This is a genomic window from Acinetobacter sp. 479375, assembly GCF_000581715.1.
Lineage (GTDB): Bacteria > Pseudomonadota > Gammaproteobacteria > Pseudomonadales > Moraxellaceae > Acinetobacter > Acinetobacter ursingii.
The window spans coordinates 1-22450 of the sequence record NZ_JEZN01000001.1 but is presented as its reverse complement, the minus strand read 5'-3'; the positions used below and the strand labels follow the sequence as shown (position 1 = coordinate 22450).

Sequence of the window (22450 nt, the reverse complement as noted above, 5' to 3'; positions counted from 1 at the left end):
TACCGCCATCCTCAACGTCCCTATCGTCTAGAGGCCTAGGACATCGCCCTTTCACGGCGGTAACCGGGGTTCGAATCCCCGTAGGGACGCCATTTTCTCCACAAGTCTTTGTGCTCGTTATCTAGTTCTTCCATAACGAGACAGAGCACTTGTAATGGCTCAAAGCCAATGAAATCAGCCATTTGCATTACTTGTGTTGTGGTTGGTTTTCGTCTTCCTGCTTTCCAATGACATATAACTGTTGGGTCTATATCCAATCTTTCTGCTAGTTTTTCGTAGCTACCAAAACGCTTTTTGTTAAGCTCAATGATGTCTATCAGCATTTTTCGCCCTCTTGATTCTGACAAATTTGTCAGGTAATTTTCCTGACAAATATATCAGGTTTTTTTTGACCGCACCCTGACAGATTGTCAGGTTTAGCAAAAAAGAACCCTATATTGATCCAGAAGAACAATCAAGGGGCTTTTTATGAATCAATTAACAGGACGTATCTTTTGCATTTCAGCAATACGTTGCTTGTCCTCTTTTATTGCTTCACTCGAAATTAGTCCTTTGTATAAAAATAATGGCAATCCATCGTCAATGTCTGAATTACGCAACCGTGTATGTCCTTCACGGAATTCAAATATCGCAATTGGATATTTGTCGTTATCAACAATAAAAAATCGCTTCTCTTTTACCACTACTTCAAGCGGTGAAAATTCTTGCCTTAGCATTCGTACAAATGAGCCTTCATTTTTAGTTAACGCATTCAATTCACGTATTCGATCTGCGTCAGTTGCATACATGACTTTTTGTCGTTGTCTATCTGTATATGTGAATGATCTTCTTTGTTGCTTAGGTTTTTCTTCTACTGCTTTGGGTGCTGTCTTACGTCCAAGCCAGAAGCCTATTCCAAAAATTATCAATATTAATATTAAGTCGCCCATGTTTTCCCCGAATCATTACATGGGAGCATTCTAAATGAATGAAGCTCAAATAAAAATGTACGAAAACATAGCAAGGGATATTCATGCTAAGGGTGTGAACTATCTTCAAGGCGGTAACCCTTGTTCAAATGAGGTTGCGCTTCTTTATTACATCGAAGACATGGTGGTAACTGCTGAATGTACATCTGCTGTTATATCTGCTCTATCTGACGATCTGGACAAGCACAATCAGGAATGCATACAGATGTTGCGTGACATGGGGGACGATTGTTATGGCTACTAAAGATTACGATTTGCCGTTTAATGATGCACCAGTGAAGACAAAGAAAGAATTTAATCAACATTTGTCTGCACAATCTAAGAAATTTCAATCACTTAATACTTTCCCCACATTCGGGCTGTGGGGAGCGTTATATGATGCGGTTGCCCCCGTTAGTAATACGGGGGAAAAGGTCACCACACTACGACGCGAGTACGAAGATACGTTCGGAAAGTTCTATAAAGACTACCCTGTTGTCGAAGCTCAAATCGTACTGACCGATGATGGACCAAAACAAGTATTAATCCGTAGACCTGCTGCTAATGAATGCGCGGTAATCGACTGGTTACATATCACGATTCATAAGTCCACGTTCAAAGACATTCGCAAAGTCAAAGAAATGGTCGACCTTGCATCAAATAGTGATTATGTCTATGCATTCGATGCCTTAATAAGAGAAATATTTGGTTTCGGTGTAGAGAAAAAGCTTCAAAACGGCAAAAACTTCTATGATGAATCATATGCCCTACAAGATGATTGCGGACTAATCTGTATTGGCGGTCAAAACGACACAATCATGCTGTCGATCTCTGGGCAAGGCTGTGTACAAGGTAAGTACGGTTGGGAAGAAGACTTACATGCATGGCTCATGATGTATGCCGACCGTCCTAAGATCACGCGTATTGACTATGCATTCGATGACTTAGATGGTGCGCTTGTATCCCCTGATTGGGCTGATCTTCAAGATACGTTAGGCGGTTTTCAAATGGGTGGACGTCCACCGTCATTTCAAACTGCGGGTAACTGGAAACGTCCAGATGGTTCAGGACGTACCGCTTATGTCGGCAAGCGTGAATCATCAAAATATTGCCGTATCTATGAGAAAGGCAAACAGCTAGGTGATAAAGATAGCCTCTGGACACGTGTAGAGGTCGAATACAAGGCTAAGGATATTTTTATCCCTTTAGATGCCCTGCTTAACCCTACTGTGCATTTTTTAGCTGCTTACAAGTGCTTCCATATCTTTGATGCACAGCGTACCCCAGTCAAGTTTGAAGTCTTACGCCAAAAATCAGAAATAACATGGCAAAAGGCGATCGACATTACCAAGCATCAATTTTCAAAGTATCTCAAGGCGTTTCGTGATTTCTATGACGATGATTCGCACGTCCTTGACCTACTTATGCCTGATCCTGAGAAAAAGGAACAGTATCCAAAGCGATTAAAACCCTTAACCGTAGATTATTCACAATCCATGCCCCCCTCTGTCGTGCCTGCATAGGGATAAGGTTCTAAAACAAGGCTATAAAAGGAAAACAACATGAAATTTACAACTGAATCTGTAATCACTGGCGCAAAGTTCTACAACAACGCAATTGAGGGCGTTCAGCATAACTTTACCAAAGTATTCATCATGACCGATCTAGCGGATCAGTCGGGTGTAGGTGCTGCAACCGTAGAGTACAAATGGGGTACTGCGGAAAACATTAAAAAAATTGAGCATCTGCAATTTCCGTTTAATGCCAAAGTAGACATGGAAATTGTGACGACTGGTAGTCGTCAAACTACGATCATCCACAACATTACGCCTGTTCAGGCTCAAAAACCTGCTTAGGCTATTTATGAAACGTATTAAGCGATTCGATTCGCATGTATTTACTTTCTTTAGGCATCAAATTTTTTTGAGTCGATTAAGACTTTTGTGTGAAGTAAATGGAGCGCCATTTAAGCCTGTTGGGAGTTTTTCTTATGTTCAACGAAATTGAATGCCCTAAATGTGGCTCGTACTTTCATTATCAATATTTGCCGTTCCATATGTGTAAGTGTAACGGTTAAGGAATTTAAGAAATGACATACGTCTGTACACAACTTCAAGACAACGTATGCCAGTCATGGGCTGAGCAATCAGTCTTGTTACCGCCACTAAGTTACACCGAAGCCACGGCTATTGGTTTGGCTTTTTGGCTCTGTCTTGCAACAGTATGGGGAATAAAAATCATACGGGTGCAAATTTTTGAAAAAAACTAAGGAGTCCGTTATGGATATCAATACTTTAAAAACACGTGTTAAACAAGCTGCTGTTGTGGGTTCTGCTGTAGCTGCAACTGGCATTGCCAATGCTGCTGTAGATACTTCAGAAATTACTACTGAATTATCTGGAGCTGCAACTGCTGGAGCTGCTGTTGCTGCTGTTGCAATTTTGATTCCGTTAGGCATCAAAGTGTTTAAATACATTCGTTCAGCGTTTTAATTTGAAATGAATGTAACGGGGTTGCTTATCGAAAGGTCTGCAATCCCTTTCTTTTTGGGGGTGTGAAATGGAAGATATAGGGGCGTATATATGGCTATTAATGATGGTATACATCGGTTTAAAGATGTTCTAAAAAAACAGATAGGCGTTGCTTTTCGTATATATCTTTCAATTGCAATTCTTCTATCTCCGTTTTATTTGGTAACCAATGCCAATGCTGCAAGCTTGGGCGGTTGGTCACTTGGCGGTGGTGTGGCTCAAGGTGCATCGATTGTCTATAACGGCTCTAAACAAGTTATTTTAAATGGTGCTAGTAAACTTGCTACGGGTGTAGCAAAGATTACTCCGCCTCCGAGTAGTGTTGCTAAAGCATTAGCGGGTGGTGCGGGTGCTATTGCGCTTGATTTGGCAATACAAGAATTATTAGGCGGTGTGGATTACGTTCTTGATCCTGCAAATAACCGAGTAACTTATACAAAGAAGCCAGATATTAACGACCCTTCTGACCCTGCGTATGGTCAGTATTTGTACGGTATGGGTTTTGGTGAATTTCCATCACCCAATGATGCTTGTCAATCTTTTGCAAATGTTTGGGCATCATCTGGCGTTAAATTTGTTTCAGCTAATCATGATGGTTGTACTACTAATCAAAATATTTGGGGTGAACGTAAAGATGTCACCGACGGTTGGTCGTCTCGACGTTTAAACCCTGCTTATAATCCCCCTGCCGATAACGGAGAAAATGAAAATAGAACTAAGCATTTACCTCTAGAAACAGTCGCTCAACAAGTAATCTCAAATGCTGCTGCGGGTAATGCTGCTGCACAACAAGCTGTAAAAGCTGCTGCTGACACAATTGTTGCTGAAGCGGAAACGGATGTAACAAAAGCACGTCCGATCATTAATCAATTAGAAGCATCACAATCAATACCGACCGACCAGACTGCAACTGGAGAGACTGTTCCTAAAGAAGAAACAGGCGAAAATACGGGAACTGATACTAAAGGCTCTGATATTAGCTTAGATTTCCCAATCTTCTGTAATTGGGCGCCTACTGTTTGTCAAGCTGCGAATGTAGTCATACAAAAGCCTGCTGAATGGGAAGATTCAATAAAAGCTGCCTATGACGATGCTGTTGATTATTTCAAAGAAGAACCAACCGAATCAGAACCAGAAGAATTAGAGATTGAGCAACCAGAATTTGAAGCCGATGAAGTGAATTTACAAGGCTCTACAACATGCCCACAAGATCAAGTTTCATTTTCATTAATGGGCAATTCCTACACGTTAGACATGCCCTATCAACCCGTATGCAATGCCCTTGAATTCTTTCGCCCTGCTGTCCTTACGGTAGGCGCAATTACATCAGCTTTTATCGTTGCGGGCATAAGAACCAAAGAGGATGAAGAATAATGGGCTTAAGCAACATATTAACCAAAGTTTCAGATGTCGTTCTGAGTGATGCGGGTCAAAAAATTATCGGTGGAATGGGTTTATCCGTATTCACATATGCAACGTCACAAGCAATCTTTAATCAAGCCATGTCTATGGTTTATCAATACTGGGGACAACTCGGCAACGTCATGTATCTATTTGGCTTAAGCGGTGCGGATCAGGCATTAAGCATGGTGCTATCAGCAATTGCCGTGCGTGTAGCCATGAATAGCGCAAAACTTGGATTTAAAAAAGCCTAGCGCGTGGTGAGGTGCGAGGGCTCGCAGTCACTGAACAAACGCGCTAGGCAAAGGAAAAGACAATGATAAATTTAGTAGTAGGCTCTCCAGGACACGGCAAAACCCAATTCATGATTTCTAAGATACTGGAAATCATTAAAGACAATGAAAAACTGGAAGCTGACGGCAAAGAACCTCGTCAGATATATTGTGACATTAAAGAATTATTGATTCCCGAAGTCGAACCTGCACCTGACGATTGGCGACAAACGCCTGACGGTTCAATCATCATTTATGATGAAGTCCAGTACCGAAAAGAATATGAATACAAGGGTAACCAATATTCACAAGATCAAATGATCAAGGATTTGACTATTCACCGCCACACTAATAAAGATTTGTGGCTCATCACACAAGACCCGCAGCGAATAGAAAAAGGCATACACAAGCTGATAGATCGCATGTATTACATCAAGCGACCTGCTTCTAAACCAAAATATACCAATGTCTTTGAGTTTGATAAATGGCTATCAAATCCTGAACCTGCTGCAAATCGTAACGCTAAACATAAAAAGTATCTGGATTTTTATCGCTTTCATTTTGATGACAAATACCAAAGCCTTTATAAATCGGCAACGGATCATTCAAGCATTAAATTTAAATTGCCTAAACAACTCTTTGTCTTCTTAGGCATCATTGTTGCAATACTTGCATTTGTTGGTGTGGGCTTAATGAATACCAACACATTTAACGTCCATCGTTTTGAAGATAAGGAAAAACAAAAGGAAGTTAAAAAAGAAACGTCCACAATTAATCCTGAAAACGTACAAGCATCTGATCCTAACGCTAAACTTGATTTAAACATTGAATGTCGCAAAGGCATCAATGTGGAAAAGCCTGAATGCGTCAAATGGTTTGATGAACTCTCTAAGAATAAAGGTTCAGTCACTGGACAAGATGCTCAGACAACATTGGTTTCATATAACCCTGACAAGCCATTTGATACTCAAAACATTCAGGATTCCATTCAATACAGCGTAACGGCTAAACCTGTCTTATCTGGCTGCATGAAAACCAATTCAGGCTATCAGGCATATACACAACAAGGTACACGGCTAAACGTATCACAAGATGATTGCAAAAAAATCATGTCTGGTGATCGCCCTTTCAATTACTTTAAAGAGCAGCAGCAGCAAAATGGACTATCTACTCAAAACTATAGTGCGACAAATAACCCGCAGCCTAGTACGCCAACTCATCAGACTGATAAAGAACAACTGGCAAAAATGGAAGCAGCTAAACAACAAGGGTTAATTTAGAGGTCACTATGCATAACATTACTGTCGAAGATTTAAATTCTATAACTCAACTTTTTTACGCGATACTGATTATCGGGTTTGTATGTTCATTCTTTATTTTTGTCATCGTGCGAAATCTATTACTTTCAATCGCTAAAAGAATTAATTTTCCTCATAGAGTGAAAACTGAAAATGGTTACTTGTATCGCTCACTTAATGGAACGTATGTACCTAAATCACGCGCTGATGAGATTTTAATTCAGCGTAAAATGAAAAAACGTCAATTCTGGATTAAACGCCATGAATATATTATCTCTCGCCTTAAATCCGATTCATAAGCGAGTGTCTACGAGCGACAAGTTAGCATCAAATTTTGAAACCTTCTTCCCTGATTACAAGCTCCCGTTCGCTCTCTAGCGGGAGTCTTAGAGCGTCCCGCATGGGCGCGAACTGACTTGCATTATCTACCAACTGAAGATCTTATCCTGGTTGAAAATTTTGCCAGGAACAAATTTTTAACTAATTGATATTTATGTATATTGTAAATTCACTTAAAAAACCAAATTGGCAAAATGTTACATAATGGTGAATCATGGATATACAAGAAATAGTTAACTTTTACTGTAAAAATGGTCTTTATAATTCAAAACATACTTATCTGGAAAAATTGAAACACATTGAATGGTTCTATTCCTATGATGAAATTTCCATTGATGTCATTACAGATTATTGTTCAATGCGACGATTGAAAGAAGTTAAAAACTCAACAATAAATAGGGAGTTAAATTTAATTAGATCGGCTTTTAATTACTATCTTAAATACAATCAGGCTGCAAATTTTAAAAACCCATTCAATAGATTTAAGCTCTTTGAAGATGATTTCATCCCTCGATTTCTTACAGCAACTGAATGTCACCTGTTGCTTAAGTCTGCCCTTTTTTATGACAATTTGATGTTACATGATTTTATGCTGCTGGCATTAAATACGGGTTGTCGATCAAGTGAATTGACACGGCTGACATGGAATAACGTATTTTTGCATGATCGCTATTTTGTCATACGCAATTCATTATCTAAGAATAAGAAAACTGTCTATAAGCCATTGAATGACGTTTCGATCCAAGCGTTGTATAGACTAAAAACCAATGCACATTATGTTTTCTACAATGCCAAAACAGGTACACATATCAAAAGTTTTAGGCGGGGATTTGAAATTGCGGTGAAAAGAGCCAATTTAGGAAAGGTGCGAATACACGATTTAAGACATACGTTTGCTAGTTTTTTAGTGAAACAAGGCGTTCCACTCTATCATGTGTCAACTTTGCTCGGTCATTCTGATATTCGCATAACGCAAAGATACGCGCATCTAGCCCCTGAAAATTTACACGATGTTTTAAAAGTGTTACCCACTTTAGGTTGAATTTACAAAACTTTACAAAAATAAGGGCAATGTGGTGCATCGCCCTTTCACGGCGGTAACCGGGGTTCGAATCCCCGTAGGGACGCCATTTTTTAAATCCATTCTTTTTTATTGTGCTTATTGGCTATTGTTTGTCTGCCTCAAGATTGCACATTTCTAATTTTTCTCTACAATAACGCGCTTCTCCATTTTGAACGTGACGTTGTGTATGCAACCATCTGAATCTTCAAATACCGCCTCATCCAATGATTCTGCGCCGTTAAAACGAGCAATGAGTACCCGCCATTTAGTCATGCTTTCTTTAGGCGGTGCAATTGGTACAGGTCTTTTTTTGGGCTCAGGTGAGGTGATTTCACAAACAGGTCCGATTGGTGCAATCCTTGCGTATATACTCGGTGGATTGATTGCTTATATGGTCATGCTGTGTTTAGGTGAATTGGCCGTACACATGCCTGTTTCTGGTTCATTTGGTGCTTATGCTGCCCAATATATTGGTCCTAGTACAGGTTATATGGTGTCATGGCTCTACTGGCTGACATGGACAGCAACGCTAGGCACAGAGTTCACTGCGGCTGCCTTACTGATGCAGGAATGGTTTCCCCATATTTCAATGTGGATCTGGACGCTTATTTTTGCTGTCACTATTTTTACACTTAATCTGAGTTCGACTAAAATTTTTGCTGAATCCGAGTTCTGGCTCTCTCTCGTTAAAGTAATAACAGTGATCAGTTTTATTATATTGGGCTTACTTGCTATCGTTGGGCTAGTACCCTTTCATGGTTATGAAACAGCGCCTTTATTTAGTAACCTGACCGCTCAAGGCTGGTTTCCTCAAGGACTCATGCCAATTTTCGCAACCATGCTAATTGTGAACTTTGCTTTTTCAGGTACAGAGCTGATTGGTGTTGCAGCAGGAGAAACCAAAGATCCTGCGGATAATGTGCCTAAAGCAATTAATGCTGCGATCTGGCGCTTACTGATTTTCTTTGTCGGGACAATCATTGTGATTAGCGCTTTATTGCCTTTTGAGCAAGCAGGTTTAGGTGGCCATAGTGTGAGTAATAGCCCATTTGTCACCGTGTTTAATTACATTGGGATCCCTTATGCAGATGATATTATTCGTTTTGTAATTATTACCGCCCTATTATCAGCAGCCAATTCAGGTTTATATGCTGCTTCACGGATGATGTGGTCACTCTCTTCACAGCAACATTTACCGCGTATTTTTTCTAAACTCACAAAAAGTGGCACACCTATTGTTGCCTTAATTGTGACTATGTTCGGTGCAATTCCTGGATTATTATCTGAACAATTTGCCCCTGAAACGATTTTTAAAAATCTCTTGGGCGTAGCAGCGTTTACCATGGTTGTGGTTTGGATGAGTATCTGTTTAAGCCAGTTTAATTTCAGAAGACAATGGTATAAGACAGGCCATACAGTTCAGGATTTAAAATTTGCAGCGCCACTTTTTCCAATTGTGCCGATTTTAGGGTTTTTCTTCTGCCTGATTACTTGCTTAAGTATGGCGGCGGATCCTGAAATGCTGACAGGTTTTATTTGCTGTCTAATTTTTATTGCTTTGTGCTATGTGAGCCATTTTATATTTTATCGTAATTCGAATCATTAAACGCTAATAACTTCATTTTTCTAGCAAAAGTGTAGCAAATCGCTACACTTTTTTTGTTTGTATGGCTGGTATCTCCAGACCTCTCAGTGCTACAGTCAAATCAAGCATAAGAATAATTGATACCATGACAATGAAACTAATTTTTATACACGGTGCACAACAACAGAGCTTTGATGCTCAAGGCTTACAAGATCACTGGTTAAATATTTTTAAACTCGGTTTAGATCATCTTGATGTTCAGGTTCCATTTCAAAATCTTAATCTAGCTTTCCCTTACTATGGTGATTTAATCCATCAACATCGATTGGCACAATTAGATACGCCCTTAGATGCTTTTATGCCACAAGCATGGCAAGACTGGCATTTGCCCTATTTACAAAATCCTGAACCGCAACAGATTGATCAGGATCGAAAATTAATTCCTTTATTGGCGAAACACCATGAGGAGTTAAGTTTAACTTCGCGTTTATATTTGTTTTCGCATTTAGCCAAAGATCATGTATTACGCGAATTTGTGATGTTATTAAACAAATTTCCCAAATTGCATGAAAATATGTTGCATCGATATATTCTGGAAGTGTATTTATATCTCGCCAATCCAGACTTTATGAATGATGTACATCAGCGTGTGATTCAATCTTTTGATGAAGATGAAGAATACATTATTGTGGCACATTCACTCGGAACGGTGATTGCCTATAATTTACTGCAACAGCTTTCAAAGAAAGTAAAAATAAAGCGCTTCATTACCCTTGCCTCACCACTGGCTTTTCGAGTGGTGCAATCCAGACTAAATCGTCCAACAGAACAACTCGCAGCCTTGCAAGGAGATTGGCATAATTTTTATTCACATGAAGACTATTTGACCACTTTTCCACTTGATCATAGTTTTTTCAATTTTCAACCGTCGATTATCAATCAAGGAATTTCGACTTTTGCGCATAAACCTCATGAGATCGTAGGTTATTTACAGCATCCTTTAGTGGTACAAAGCATTATTGAATCGATTTGCCCAAATGAAGCCTTGAGGCTAGATCCAGAACAAGCGAGTTAAAACTCAAGTTTTTCAGTGAAATTGGAAAATTCAGCACAAAGTAAATTTTACATTTTAATCGTTATACAGCACATAGCCGTGTCCTCGACAAAATGCAGCCAAAGCCAATCCTGAATGTTTAGCCATCTCAATCGCCAAACTGGTGGGGGCAGAAATACACGCGAGTAAGGCAATATTCTGTCGAGCACATTTTCGTACCAATTCATAACTGGCTCGACTGGTCATGAGCACAAAACCATTGGAAACATCCAATTGTTGCTGTGCAATATATCCAAGCAACTTGTCCAGTGCATTATGTCGTCCTACATCTTCAAACAAAATGCAAATTTCACCATTCACTACCAATGCAGCGGCGTGTGCTCCTCCAGTCAATGCTGTGATTTTTTGTTTTGCATTTAACTGTAAAACTGCTTGTGGAATATCATTGAGCCATGTCGATAAAAATTTGGTACTGACTAACGTTACATCCTGATGAAGCTGTTGCAAACTTTCGATACCACAAAGCCCACAACCAGTTCTTCCAGTCATAGCACGACGATGCTGCTTCAATGCCGCAAAAGCACGCGATGAAATCGTCATTTCCACCTGAATCCCTAACTCATTTTCTACAATGTCTAGTGTGTAGAGTTCAGCGAGATGTTGCAGAATACCTTCCGATAAACTAAAACCTTTGGCGAAGACGTCAAGATCAGTCGGCGTCGCCATCATCACGGCATGAGAAATCCCATTGTAAACCAATGCTACAGGGGTTTCTTGCACGACGTCGTCTAACTGCTCTTGAACACTTCCATGACTATAACGCTGAACGATCAAAGGTTCATAACCTAATGGCGACTGTAAGGTATCATCCATCAATTTTTCCTTATTGGAAAATGGCGCTTTTGACACGCCATTTCCACATGAATAGAACACTAACTGACTTTCGCCGTAGCAATAATTTGATCGGCTTTCTCAGGATCAACCTCTGCCGCAAGATTGAAATGTTCAGGCGCATGTCCTGCATGCAAAATCACTGGCACACTTTTAGAAGCTGGTATCTTGGCGTATTTGTCATGGCTACTCAGCGCCACAAGTGGATTAGTTTCAGGATAGTAAGCCGCCAAACTTCCACGCGGGATGTTATAAGGCACAATCCGAAAACTATGCACAATGCGCTTTATTCCATCTGAATAAATACTTTCAATATCGACCCACTGATCAGGCTGAAAACCTGCTGCTTCAATATCCTGTTCATTCATAAATAAGACACGGCGCTGTCCATATACCCCTCGATAACGGTCATCCAGACCATACAAAGTCGTATTGTATTGATCATGCGAACGTGTGGTCATGAGTGTATAGACTTTAGCCTCGGTGTAAGCATCTGCATAGCGATGTTCGTGATCTGCATAGACTTCCGAAATCGGAGTAATTAAAAATTGCGCCTTGCCACTTGGCGTATTCCAGATATGTTGATTGGCAGGGTGTTCCAAATGAAAACCGCCGGGTTGATAAACACGCTGATTAAAGTCATGAAACTCATCAAAGACTTCCGAAATCGCATCACGAATACGATCATAACTTTCGATATACCAACGCCATTTGATTTGACTCTTAGGCAAGGTTGCTTCGGCAATTCTGGCGATAATATCGGGCTCAGAGAGTAAATCTGATGAAATCGGTTCATTGCGTCCAGCAGACAAATGTACATTACTCATAGAATCTTCAACGGAAATTGACTGTGGCCCATGTTTTTGGATATCAACTTCAGTACGCCCCAAACAGGGCAACATTAAGGCATCTTGTCCACAAACCAGATGACTTCGATTCATTTTCGTGGTGATGTGTACCGTCAAATTACAAGCACGTAAGGCTTGCTGAGTATATTCAGTGTCAGGTGTGGCAACCGCAAAATTCCCTCCTAAGCCAATGAAAACTTTGACTCGCCCTTCTGCCATCGCTTTAATGGTTTCAACCACACCCATGCCATTTTCTCGCGGAGATTGAATACCAAATACCCGATCAATATTGTCCAGCATTTTAGGACTTGGCAGTTCATTAATGCCCATGGTTCGGTCACCCTGAACGTTACTATGACCACGAATCGGTGCCAAACCCGCACCAGGACGACCGATATGCCCCCGCGCTAACATGAGATTGGCAAGCATATGTACATTGGCTGTACCATGACGATGCTGGGTAATGCCCATGCCCCAACAGAAAATGGCACGTTTGGATTCAAGATAAAGCTTGGCTAATGCCTCCAGATGTTCAGGGCTAAGACCCGTATGCGGATGAATGTCTGACCATGAAGTATTTTGCACTTCTGCACGCATTTCTTCAAAACCAATCGTATTCACCACAATAAATGAGCGATCAAATACACTTTCCTTCGATTTGGCAATCGCCTGTTGATCCCACTCTAACAGGTGTTTAAGCATTCCAAACATAATGGCATAATCACCGCCCACTTTCGGTTGAAAATAATAGCGGCTAATCGGTGTGCTACCATTAGTGATCATTTCCAAGGGCGCTTGTGGATCCTGAAAACGCTCCAAGCCACGTTCTTTTAAAGGATTAATTGCAATAATAGTTCCACCGCGTTTCGATACTTCTCTTAAGGTCGCGAGCATTCGAGGATGATTGGTCCCCGGATTATGACCGAAACTAAAAATCGCATCTGCCTGATCGAAATCATCTAGTGTCACGGTCCCCTTGCCTAAACCAATCGAATCTTTTAAACCGACGCTGGTGGTTTCATGGCACATGTTGGAACAATCAGGAAAATTATTGGTGCCATAACTTCGCACAAAAAGCTGATACAGGAAAGCAGCCTCGTTACTGGCTCGTCCTGAAGTATAAAATGCGGCTTGATTAGGATCATCCAATGCCTGTAGATGCTTGGCAATCAACTCAAAGGCCTCATCCCAGCTAATAGGAACGTATTTGTCCGTTACGACATCGTAACGCATCGGATCGGTAATCCGCCCTGCATCTTCCAGAAAAAAGTCACTTTGTTCAGTTAACCAGCTTACCGTATGTGTTGCAAAAAACTCAGGACTGACACGTTTACTGGTAGCTTCAAATGCAACTGCTTTTGCACCATTCTCACAAAAATTAAAAGCATGCGCATCTTTCTTTTCTGGCCATGCGCATCCCGGACAGTCAAAACCTGTCGGCTGATTAATATTGAGCAGTGAAATAGAACCTTTTTTGAACGTTTCCTGACGTTTTAAATTTCGGGCTACACTGAGTAAGGCTCCCCAACCTCCAGCAGGTTGATCGTAGGGTTCAATTCTTGCATAGCCATGATCGTGTTCTGGTTTTTGATTATCATGATCCATCACTTCCCCTGCCGTTATTTATATTGTAAGAGACGATTAAACACATTAAATTCATCATCGAAAGCAAATCGTGGTTCTATATTTTCTGTTCCTGGATTTTCTGGTTCTGGAATTTTATATATGTGGGTTCAATGTTTGGACTTAATTTATCTTGATCTTTGAATGAATATCTACTTTTCAAACCCGATTTTCAATGCGTTATTACATAAATCTAAACAGATCAAAATAAAAAACTCCACAAAAGTGGAGTCTCAAAATTTTTAAATCAGAACTTAGCCTGCTTTGCGCTTTTGTACAATGAGCGAACCGACTGAGTAACCTGCACCGAATGAACAAATCACACCGTATTCACCCGCATCGACCTGATTACCCGTACGATGCAAGGCAATGATCACCCCAGCCGATGAGGTATTGGCAAATTCATCCAGAATAATCGGTGTACGATCAGCTTCGGCTTCTTTACCCAAAACTAATTTTGCAACCAGTTGGTTCATATTGGCATTGGCTTGATGTAACCAGAAACGTTTAACATCATCCGCGGGGATCTGCATTTTTTCCAGTTGACCTGTAATGATTTTGGCAACCAAAGGACAAACATCTTTAAATACTTTACGGCCATCCTGACGGAACTGTTTGTCGTCACGACTGGTTTCTTCACTACTGTTTAAGAAGCCAAAGTTATTACGGATATTATTGGAGAACTGAGTAAACAAATGAATATCTAGAATTTCAAAACCTTCTTTGGTTTCGGTGTCTTCAATAATTGAAGCGGTGGCAACATCACCAAAAATAAAGTGACAGTCACGTGAACGATAATCGGTATGTCCTGATGTAATCTCAACATTGACCAATAATACGCGGCGCGCACCTGATTTAATCGCATCAGCGGCTTGTTTTAGACCAAAAGTTGCGGCTGAACAGGCGACATTCATGTCATAAGCATAACCTTGAATGCCTAATGCTGACTGAATTTCAATGGCAACAGCAGGGTAAGCACGCTGGATATTTGAACAAGCCAAAATCACCACGTCGATATCTTCTGGCCCTACGCCTGCATTTTGCATGGCTTGTTTGGCTGCAATCACGCCCCACTCTGCTTGTAATGAAATCTCATCATCACTGCGTTCACGCAAGTGTGGACGTAATCGTGCTGGATCAAGTACCCCTGATTTTTCAACCACATAACGACTTTTAACACCAGATGCTTTTTCAATAAAATCAGCACTTGAACCACGACGCTCAGGCAACTCGCCTACGGCTATTTTATCTGCATTTTCCGTATTGTAACGTTCCACATAAGCATTAAGCGTTTCAACCAGTTCTTCGTTGCTGATTGTTTCGGTCGGATGAAATAGACCAGTTCCAGTAATACGGATGCCCATGTAAAACTCCTTGTTAAGAATGTAAGTATTCTAACCGATTCCTTGTTTTTCCCATAGTTTTTGTAGCCGAGTGGGAGAAACAGGCATCTTGGTTTTCATCGGTTGAGAAAATAAGGAAATTCGAAATTCCTCTACCATAAAGTATAGCTCTTTAATTTGAGGATTGTTTTTAAACTTAAATAGTTTATCCATCCATGGATCAACGTCTTTAATTGCAGCTTCATCACGTTGCAAATTATTCGGCAAACGCTCCAGACGCATCAACAATGCTTTTAAATAACGTGGATATTCAAGCCAGACCTCTGAGCTACGGGTATAAACAAAATCACTGAGTTGCATCAAATCCAGTTGATCTTCAATATCATCGATACTGCGTCCAAAAATCTCGGTATCTAGCATCATGAGTTGACGGCGTATGCTTTGCCACTGAATAAAAATATCCGAAATGACTTGAAGCGCCTGTTGCCCATGCGTTAAAAACGTCTGCTTAACGTCCTGTAATAATTGCTGAAACTCAGCCTGATTGACTGGCAGTTGATCGATACTCAGTTGCAATGTCGCATAGACCAGCATCTGTTCAAGTTTGGCTTTATCCCCCAAAGGAGAATAAGCCAAAGCCAATGGTTTAGAGATTTGCTTTTTCAACTGTCTGACCAGATCACCCAGTTGCATATGCACTAAACCAATAATCCCTTCTCGATGCTGTCTGATTGCTTCAGCCTGATCATTAAAAGTTTGAATCACCACGCCAGATTCATCTTTTTGTTGCAATTCAGCAAACTTTTTGACTGGAACTAAAGCCTGATATTGCTTGACCACCACGCCTGTGACTTTCTGTGATGCTTCAAACACAAAGCTTTCTGGGAAAGTTTTAAACTCGCCTTGCATTTGTTTGACCGGACGATGGGTTTCAGTACGGCAACGTGCTTTTAATTCAGCTAAATCGCGACCTTTTTCAATCACTCGACCTTTTTCATCAACGACTAAGATAAAAGGCACCAGATATTGGTCAATACGTTCAAAAGAAAAATCTTTTTCGGTGATCTGTTCACCACGTAGCGCAAACGCCAGAAACTTAAAAATATGCTCGCGTAAATGGGTTGCATCGACACTTTGCATCAGTTTTTTAGCGGTATCTGGAATCGGGACTAAATGTCGACGTTTGTCTTTGGGTAAGGCTTTGAGTAAGGCCTCGATCAAATCCAGCCGCCATCCCGGAATGCCCCACGACCATAAATTTTCGTCAACTTGGGCTAAAGCCTGCACAGGAATTTTAACGGTTGCACCATCCTGATCATGACTTGGATCAAAACGATAAGTAGTCGCTAAACGTAAATCACCGTTGTGTAAATAATCAGGAAATTGTTGCGTGGTGGGTCGATCACTTTGCCAAAGCGCATCATCTTCAACAAATAAATAACGCGGCTGTTTGGGCTCAATCGTCGCGCGCCAATCTTCAAAACTGCTTCGACTGGCAATATCAGTAGGCACACGTTCTGCATAAAACTGATAAATCGTTTCTTCATCGACCACCAGATCACGTCGGCGTAATTTGTCCTCAACCCGTTCGACTTCTTCAAGTTTGAGTAAATTATGTTTTAAAAATGGCGGCATGATGCCCAGATGACCAGTCGTCAATGCATCTCTGAGAAAAATTTCACGCGCTGCTGGATGATCGACTTTTTCAAAATTAATTAAACGTTTCGGTTCAATAATTAAACCGAACAAAGAAATCTGGGCATAGGCCTGCACAATTCCCGCTTTTTTCGACCAGTGTGGCTCAAAATAGTGATATTTCAACAAGTCACGCGCCGCGAGCAAAATCCATTCGGGATCAATCTTGGCCAGTGTACGCAAATACACCTGAGACGTTTCCACCATTTCAAAGGCCATCACCCACGGCGTATTAGATTTGTGCAAAGTACTGGCAGGAAAGACTTTGGCTTTTTGCTGACGCACTGCCATATAAATATTACGTTCATCAGTTTTATTGGCCACAAAAGACAATAAACCCGTGAGTAATGCACGATGTAAATTTTCATAACTGGCTTTTTTATCGTTAAAAGACAGTTTGATACTTTGCGCTAAATCGACCAATTGCGCATGGGTTTGTTTCCATTCACGTAAACGCAACCAGCTTAAAAAATGCTGACGGGCAAATTGACGCCGTTTATTTTCCGTTGCCATGTCAGGATTATTTTGCAGAGTATCCCAAAGTTTTAAATAAAACAGAAAGTCTGAATCTGCTTCACGGAACAAAGCATGCTTTTGATCCGCCTGCATTTGTTTGTCTGCGGGACGTTCACGCGGATCTTGTACCGCTAGCGCACTGACCACGACCAAAATTTCATTGAGTACACCGAAATGAGAACCACCGACAATCATTCGAGCCAATCTTGGATCAATCGGCATGCGTGACATCATTTGTCCAACTTTGGTTAACTCATGTTTACGCTCGTTCATCGCACCAAGTTCAACCAGAAGTTTACGCCCATCATTGACAAAACGATGATCAGGCGGTTCAATGAAATCAAATTCCTCAACGGTTCCCAAGCCCAGACTTTGCATTTGCAAAATCACTGACGCTAGATTAGTCCGTTTAATTTCAGGTTCGGTAAATTCAGGACGACTGAGAAAATCTTCTTCACTGTAAAGACGAATACAAACCCCAGGTGCAATACGACCACAACGTCCTTTACGCTGATTGGCGGCTGCTTGGGAAATCGCTTCAATTGGTAGCCGTTGAACCCGTGAACGGTAGCTATAACGGGAGATACGCGCAAAACCACTGTCAATCACGTAACGAATATTCGGTACCGTCAACGCAGTTTCAGCCACGTTGGTGGCAATAATAATGCGCCGACCTTTACCACTGGGGCTAAAAATCTTCTGTTGCTCACCCAGACCTAAACGTGCATATAACGGTAAAATTTCTGTATGACGTGGGCCGTGTTTTTGCAAGGTTTCCTGTAACTCTCGAATTTCCTGTTCGGTACTGGAAAAGATTAAGATATCGGCGTGTTCAGGATGTCCTTTTTCTTCGGCATCGGCGAAACATTCTTCCACCGCTTGCACCACCGCACGTGGCAAATTTTCTTCAAAATCATCAAACTCATCGTCATCACTCCCACCAATACTGAGTTCAGAAATTGGGCGATAACGCACTTCGACTGGAAAACTGCGCCCTTCGACTTCAAAAATTGGCGCATCATTAAAATAACGACTAAAGCGATTCACATCCAAAGTTGCCGAGGTCACGATCACTTTTAGATCTGGACGTTTTTTTAAAATCTGCTTGAGATAGCCCATGATAAAATCGATATTCAGCGAGCGTTCATGCGCTTCATCGATAATAATCGTGTCGTATTTATTTAAGTAGCGATCATGTCCCAGCTCTGCCAATAAAATACCATCGGTCATTAACCGAACGATGGAATCATTGGAACCCTGTTCATTAAAACGAACTTTAAAACCAATCGACTCTCCCAGTTTTTCCCCAACTTCTTCTGCAATGCGCTGCGAGACACTTCGCGCTGCCAAACGTCTAGGCTGAGTATGGCCAATCATGCCTGTTGCACCACGACCTGCCAACATGGCAATCTGTGGCAACTGGGTGGTTTTCCCCGAACCTGTTTCCCCTGCCACAATGATCACTTGATGCTGTTGGATGGCGTCAATCAAACGATCCGCATATTGCGTGACAGGCAAATCCTGATTGAGTTTTATTTTGGGAAAACGAGCAATTCGCGCTTTCACCTGAGCATTTGATTTTTCGAATAATTGTTGATATTGCTCTAAATTTTTTTCTTTACCTTTGCCTAGTCGATTTAAACGATGTCGATCACGCACCATCACCCATTGATTTACATCTAAATCACGCTGCACAGATAAAATTTCCTAAATATTGATAAACAAGCGATCTATTTTACGCGGTATAACCTGATAACGAAAGCCATTAGACTTCTTTCGTCAGTCCCTTTTATTTCTTCCTGTGGTAGAAAAATAAAGACGGTTGCAACAATGATGAAAGAACTGGTTCATTTCTGACAAATTCATTGTTTTTTTACATTTTCACCTTGAATTTTTTCTCAATCGCCTGCATGTTCTAATGCAAATCAAATTTATAGGCGATTGTCATTTTCAGATCATAATTTTGCGCTGAAATGATGGAAACCATAATGTGGTGATGGTCATTTTACAGGATTATTAGTTTTTCCGATTCTAATCATGCAAAAATACCATTTCCTCAATAAAATAAAATTCTTTATGCTAAATCAGAATTTTAGAGTTTAAATATAAACCTCAATCATGGAGAAAATGATGAGCTTAATTAATACAGAAGTTAAACCATTCACAGCAACTGCATATCACAACGGTCAATTCGTTGAAGTTTCTGAAGCAAACTTTAAAGGCAAATGGTCTGTTGTTTTCTTCTATCCAGCTGATTTCACATTTGTTTGCCCAACTGAACTTGGTGACCTTGCAGACAACTATGCTGAATTCCAAAAATTAGGCGTAGAAATCTACTCAGTTTCAACTGACACTCATTTCACGCATAAAGCTTGGCATGATTCTTCTGAAGAAATCAAAAAAATCCAATACGTTATGGTTGGTGACCCAACTTGGGCACTTGCTAAAAACTTCGAAGTTCTGATTGAGTCTGCTGGTCTTGCTGACCGTGGTACTTTCGTAATCGATCCAGAAGGTAAAATCCAAATCGTTGAAATCAATGCAGGTGGTATTGGTCGTGATGCGCAAGAACTTCTTCGCAAAGTAAAAGCAGCTCAATACGTTCACTCTCACCCAGGTGAAGTTTGCCCTGCAAAATGGAAAGAAGGCGACGCAACTCTAGCACCTTCAATTGATCTTGTCGGTAAAATCTAATTCTTTAGATTTTAAATAGATCTAGAGCCACCCTTTTGGGTGGCTCTTTCATTTTAAGTGATTAATTTATCATGAATTAAACTTTTACAATTCTCATCTATAGGCGCAGCATCAATTACATTAATGTTCAAATTAGTAGCACGATCTTTTATCGTATGCTGCTCACCTTTAGGGGAGAATTCTATGGAAAAATTGGTTGCCGTTACTTCCTGGAAATACAATGCGGCTTCACGTTATCTAAAAATTTTTTATAACAATGGCAAAGGTGAACTGTATCACCCCGTACCAGAATTTATTTATGACAATTTACTGCGCTCACAAGATAAAACCGCTTTTGTGCAGAAATATTTAGAATTTGATTTACATTTTAGTCGACTGTCGATTTTTTAAATCACAACAATTTTTTATACGACACATTCTTTATCTTTAGGCAAGGCACGATCGTGTTTATTTAAGCTGAGTCACCTTGCCATACACGCCCGTTTGATCGTTTATTTTGCCACCACCATAAACAAACCTGCGCCAAATGAAATGGTGCTGGTTAAAAAATCACCATCCTGTTTAATCATATTTAAAAAAGCTTTGACCTCAGCAGCATGGGAAATCACATTATCCACCATCAAGACTCCACCGTTTTTACGAATTAAACGCTTAAGATCATTCCAGTAATTTGGATAATAACTTCGCTCTGCATCCAATAAAATAAAATCAAAGGTGGTTTGGGCTTGTTGTAAATATTGAGCGGCATCTCCCACCCAAAACTCAATAACTGTATCCAGTTTGAGTTCCTGCGCGTAGTTTTTTGCCTGTTGGCTGCGTATTTCTTCTATTTCGAGTGTGACAATGTTTGCCCCAGTTGCCTGTGCTGCTTCAGCTAACCATAAAGTTGAATAACCTGTCGATGTGCCTATTTCTAAAATAGATTTGGATTGTTGCGTCCGAATTAGCATCGAAAGAAATTGCGCGGAATCCGGCTCAATATTCCGAAAACGTTGAAGACGATCAGACTGCTTGGCATCGTGTTGTTGAAACTCATCGTATAATTCGGATAGACGCAATAAAAATTCACGATTTAGCATACACTCACCTTTAGAGTTTTTTAAACTTGATGAAGAAAATTAAAACGCGGCACTGGCTGACCATCCACATCAATCGTTTCAATAAACATGGTCAAAGGCCTGACCCAAATAGAATAATCACCATATAAACATTGATAAACGACCAACTCTTCTTCTGTTTCACTATGTCTAGCCACATGAAAAACCTGATAAAGATTACCTTTATAATGTTGATAGATTCCTGCCTGTAGTTTCATGCCGATATTCCTTTAGTATAAGGTTGATCATCTTATCTCATCTCAAGATGTCATTTATATAACAAAGTGATTTTCACTAAGTATGAATCAATAAAGCGTGATTTTTATTACAATCCAATTATTCAATAAACCGATTAAAATTATAAAAACATACTGTTTCACCTATTTAAAGTTTTATCGTAATATTCTCAACAAGTTAAAAATTTACTCCTTTGGAGCTTTACAATGTTAGATCAAAATATCAAAACTCAGTTAAAAGCCTATTTAGAACGTTTAGAAAGTCCTATCGAATTGGTCGCTGCTCTGGATGATTCAGACAAAGCTGCCAAGATCAAAGAATTAGTCACTGAAATTGCGGAACTCTCTGATCAAGTCACGGCTCGTTTTGATGGTCAAAATACACGCCGCCCAAGTTTTGGTATTGCCAAAGTCGGTGAACAACCACGTGTGTTCTTTGCTGGCTTACCGATGGGTCATGAATTTACTTCATTGATCTTAGCTTTGTTACAAACTTCAGGTTATGCACCGAAAGTCTCTGATGAGCTGCTCAACCAGATTAAAGGTTTGAATCTTAAAGCAGACTTTGATGTATTTGTGTCTTTGAGCTGTCATAACTGTCCGGATGTGGTTCAGGCACTGAATCTGATTGCGATTTATAACCCAAATACCACTGCGACCATGATTGATGGTGCCTTCTTCCAGGATGAAGTGGAACAACGCAAAATCATGGCAGTTCCGATGGTATTCCAAGATGGCAATCATATCGGTCAAGGTCGTATGACCTTAGAAGAAATTGTGGCAAAACTGGACAGTGGGGCTGCTGAAAAAGATGCGGCGGCAATTAATGCCAAACAGGCTTTTGATGTATTAGTGGTGGGTGCGGGTCCTGCGGGCGGTACTGCGGCGATTTATGCAGCACGTAAAGGCATTCGCACAGGCATGATCGCAGAGCGTTTTGGTGGTCAGGTCATGGACACCATGGACATTGAAAACTTTACTTCTGTACAAAAAACTGTAGGTCCACAGTTTGCTGCG

22 protein-coding genes and 1 tRNA gene are annotated in these 22450 nt (G+C 40.6%); 16 read left to right on the top strand and 7 right to left on the bottom strand.

From position 1 onward, the window contains the following. The first annotated feature begins 16 nt into the window (after positions 1–16). Positions 17–92: transfer RNA gene (locus J500_RS00115), tRNA-Glu, on the top strand. 381 nt (positions 93–473) lie between these two features. Here J500_RS00115 and J500_RS00110 read toward each other — a convergent pair. After that, positions 474–929 (bottom strand): hypothetical protein, encoded by a 456-nt coding sequence (locus tag J500_RS00110; protein ID WP_034697640.1) that lies wholly within the window; start codon positions 927–929, stop codon positions 474–476. 34 nt (positions 930–963) lie between these two features. On the opposite strand from J500_RS00110, the gene J500_RS00105 reads away from it, so the two are divergent. The 12 genes from J500_RS00105 (at position 964) to J500_RS00050 (ending at position 10511) form a co-directional block, all read left to right on the top strand. Continuing rightward, complete coding sequence (locus J500_RS00105; protein ID WP_052024117.1) at positions 964–1212, top strand: hypothetical protein; 249 nt, start codon at positions 964–966, stop codon at positions 1210–1212. Further along, on the top strand, positions 1202–2470 hold the full coding sequence (locus tag J500_RS00100) for a replication initiation factor domain-containing protein (RefSeq protein WP_081402784.1): 1269 nt from the start codon (positions 1202–1204) through the stop codon (positions 2468–2470). The genes J500_RS00105 and J500_RS00100 overlap by 11 nt, the downstream gene beginning before the upstream one ends. Positions 2471–2509: 39 nt before the next feature. After that, on the top strand, positions 2510–2803 hold the full coding sequence (locus J500_RS00095; RefSeq protein ID WP_034697638.1) for a hypothetical protein: 294 nt from the start codon (positions 2510–2512) through the stop codon (positions 2801–2803). Between the two features lie 233 nt (positions 2804–3036). Further along, a complete protein-coding gene (locus tag J500_RS00090; protein WP_034697636.1) occupies positions 3037–3216 on the top strand; it encodes a hypothetical protein in 180 nt (59 codons plus the stop codon). 10 nt (positions 3217–3226) lie between these two features. Beyond that, the gene (locus J500_RS00085) at positions 3227–3439 is read left to right on the top strand and encodes a major capsid protein (RefSeq protein WP_034697634.1); all 213 of its coding nucleotides are present in this window, start codon (positions 3227–3229) and stop codon (positions 3437–3439) included. Between the two features lie 198 nt (positions 3440–3637). Continuing rightward, entirely contained in the window at positions 3638–4852 is a 1215-nt protein-coding gene (locus J500_RS00080; protein ID WP_147519055.1) for a virulence factor TspB C-terminal domain-related protein, read from the top strand. Continuing rightward, positions 4852–5133: a DUF2523 family protein gene (locus tag J500_RS00075; RefSeq protein ID WP_034697632.1), complete on the top strand. Its 282-nt coding sequence runs from the start codon at positions 4852–4854 to the stop codon at positions 5131–5133. The genes J500_RS00080 and J500_RS00075 overlap by 1 nt, the downstream gene beginning before the upstream one ends. A gap of 62 nt (positions 5134–5195) precedes the next feature. Next, positions 5196–6431 carry a zonular occludens toxin domain-containing protein gene (locus J500_RS00070; protein WP_068791231.1) on the top strand — a complete coding sequence of 412 codons (1236 nt, stop codon included), beginning with the start codon at positions 5196–5198 and terminating at the stop codon, positions 6429–6431. Between the two features lie 8 nt (positions 6432–6439). Beyond that, entirely contained in the window at positions 6440–6748 is a 309-nt protein-coding gene (locus J500_RS17465) for a hypothetical protein (RefSeq protein WP_034697631.1), read from the top strand. Positions 6749–7002: 254 nt separating this feature from the next. Beyond that, positions 7003–7830 carry a tyrosine-type recombinase/integrase gene (locus tag J500_RS00060; protein WP_034697629.1) on the top strand — a complete coding sequence of 276 codons (828 nt, stop codon included), beginning with the start codon at positions 7003–7005 and terminating at the stop codon, positions 7828–7830. Positions 7831–8038: 208 nt separating this feature from the next. Beyond that, on the top strand, positions 8039–9457 hold the full coding sequence (locus J500_RS00055) for an amino acid permease (RefSeq protein WP_004996792.1): 1419 nt from the start codon (positions 8039–8041) through the stop codon (positions 9455–9457). Positions 9458–9587: 130 nt separating this feature from the next. Continuing rightward, the gene (locus J500_RS00050; RefSeq protein WP_004996791.1) at positions 9588–10511 is read left to right on the top strand and encodes a hypothetical protein; all 924 of its coding nucleotides are present in this window, start codon (positions 9588–9590) and stop codon (positions 10509–10511) included. 54 nt (positions 10512–10565) lie between these two features. On the opposite strand, the gene fdhD is transcribed toward J500_RS00050, so the two are convergent. The 4 genes from fdhD to hrpA form a co-directional block, all read right to left on the bottom strand. Continuing rightward, positions 10566–11363, bottom strand: a complete 798-nt coding sequence (gene fdhD, locus J500_RS00045; RefSeq protein WP_034697627.1) for a formate dehydrogenase accessory sulfurtransferase FdhD — start codon at positions 11361–11363, stop codon at positions 10566–10568. Between the two features lie 59 nt (positions 11364–11422). After that, positions 11423–13834, bottom strand: a complete 2412-nt coding sequence (locus J500_RS00040) for an FdhF/YdeP family oxidoreductase (RefSeq protein ID WP_004996789.1) — start codon at positions 13832–13834, stop codon at positions 11423–11425. A gap of 272 nt (positions 13835–14106) precedes the next feature. Then, a complete protein-coding gene (locus tag J500_RS00035; protein ID WP_004986880.1) occupies positions 14107–15216 on the bottom strand; it encodes a beta-ketoacyl-ACP synthase III in 1110 nt (369 codons plus the stop codon). 30 nt (positions 15217–15246) lie between these two features. After that, complete coding sequence (gene hrpA, locus J500_RS00030) at positions 15247–19101, bottom strand: ATP-dependent RNA helicase HrpA (protein WP_034697622.1); 3855 nt, start codon at positions 19099–19101, stop codon at positions 15247–15249. A 435-nt stretch (positions 19102–19536) separates the two neighbouring features. On the opposite strand from hrpA, the gene ahpC reads away from it, so the two are divergent. Both ahpC and J500_RS00020 read left to right on the top strand, forming a co-directional pair. Beyond that, the gene (gene ahpC, locus J500_RS00025; RefSeq protein ID WP_004986882.1) at positions 19537–20100 is read left to right on the top strand and encodes an alkyl hydroperoxide reductase subunit C; all 564 of its coding nucleotides are present in this window, start codon (positions 19537–19539) and stop codon (positions 20098–20100) included. A gap of 183 nt (positions 20101–20283) precedes the next feature. Beyond that, complete coding sequence (locus J500_RS00020; protein ID WP_004986883.1) at positions 20284–20490, top strand: KTSC domain-containing protein; 207 nt, start codon at positions 20284–20286, stop codon at positions 20488–20490. A 101-nt stretch (positions 20491–20591) separates the two neighbouring features. Here the strand turns inward: J500_RS00020 and J500_RS00015 are convergent, their stop codons facing one another. Together J500_RS00015 and J500_RS00010 are read right to left on the bottom strand one after the other, a co-directional pair. Beyond that, positions 20592–21179 (bottom strand): O-methyltransferase, encoded by a 588-nt coding sequence (locus J500_RS00015; RefSeq protein WP_034697619.1) that lies wholly within the window; start codon positions 21177–21179, stop codon positions 20592–20594. Positions 21180–21199: 20 nt separating this feature from the next. Then, positions 21200–21415, bottom strand: a complete 216-nt coding sequence (locus J500_RS00010; protein WP_034697617.1) for a DUF1653 domain-containing protein — start codon at positions 21413–21415, stop codon at positions 21200–21202. Positions 21416–21640: 225 nt separating this feature from the next. Here J500_RS00010 and J500_RS00005 point away from each other — a divergent pair. Further along, positions 21641–22450, top strand: an 810-nt coding sequence (locus J500_RS00005; RefSeq protein WP_034697616.1) for a thioredoxin family protein, incomplete at its 3' end; no start/stop codon positions are given.

Bases quoted from the DNA above. Each gene is read 5' to 3' on its own strand.
- J500_RS00040 (WP_004996789.1), bottom strand. From the start codon at position 13,834: ATGGATCATGATAATCAAAAACCAGAACACGATCATGGCTATGCAAGA.
- J500_RS00070 (WP_068791231.1), top strand. From the start codon at position 5,196: ATGATAAATTTAGTAGTAGGCTCTCCAGGACACGGCAAAACCCAATTC.
- J500_RS00095 (WP_034697638.1), top strand. From the start codon at position 2,510: ATGAAATTTACAACTGAATCTGTAATCACTGGCGCAAAGTTCTACAAC.
- J500_RS00085 (WP_034697634.1), top strand. From the start codon at position 3,227: ATGGATATCAATACTTTAAAAACACGTGTTAAACAAGCTGCTGTTGTG.
- fdhD (WP_034697627.1), bottom strand. From the start codon at position 11,363: ATGGATGATACCTTACAGTCGCCATTAGGTTATGAACCTTTGATCGTT.
- J500_RS00090 (WP_034697636.1), top strand. From the start codon at position 3,037: ATGACATACGTCTGTACACAACTTCAAGACAACGTATGCCAGTCATGG.
- ahpC (WP_004986882.1), top strand. From the start codon at position 19,537: ATGAGCTTAATTAATACAGAAGTTAAACCATTCACAGCAACTGCATAT.
- J500_RS00035 (WP_004986880.1), bottom strand. From the start codon at position 15,216: ATGGGCATCCGTATTACTGGAACTGGTCTATTTCATCCGACCGAAACA.
- J500_RS00100 (WP_081402784.1), top strand. From the start codon at position 1,202: ATGGCTACTAAAGATTACGATTTGCCGTTTAATGATGCACCAGTGAAG.
- J500_RS00075 (WP_034697632.1), top strand. From the start codon at position 4,852: ATGGGCTTAAGCAACATATTAACCAAAGTTTCAGATGTCGTTCTGAGT.
- J500_RS00105 (WP_052024117.1), top strand. From the start codon at position 964: ATGAATGAAGCTCAAATAAAAATGTACGAAAACATAGCAAGGGATATT.
- J500_RS17465 (WP_034697631.1), top strand. From the start codon at position 6,440: ATGCATAACATTACTGTCGAAGATTTAAATTCTATAACTCAACTTTTT.
- J500_RS00055 (WP_004996792.1), top strand. From the start codon at position 8,039: ATGCAACCATCTGAATCTTCAAATACCGCCTCATCCAATGATTCTGCG.
- J500_RS00050 (WP_004996791.1), top strand. From the start codon at position 9,588: ATGAAACTAATTTTTATACACGGTGCACAACAACAGAGCTTTGATGCT.
- J500_RS00110 (WP_034697640.1), bottom strand. From the start codon at position 929: ATGGGCGACTTAATATTAATATTGATAATTTTTGGAATAGGCTTCTGG.
- J500_RS00010 (WP_034697617.1), bottom strand. From the start codon at position 21,415: ATGAAACTACAGGCAGGAATCTATCAACATTATAAAGGTAATCTTTAT.
- J500_RS00060 (WP_034697629.1), top strand. From the start codon at position 7,003: ATGGATATACAAGAAATAGTTAACTTTTACTGTAAAAATGGTCTTTAT.
- J500_RS00015 (WP_034697619.1), bottom strand. From the start codon at position 21,179: ATGCTAAATCGTGAATTTTTATTGCGTCTATCCGAATTATACGATGAG.
- J500_RS00020 (WP_004986883.1), top strand. From the start codon at position 20,284: ATGGAAAAATTGGTTGCCGTTACTTCCTGGAAATACAATGCGGCTTCA.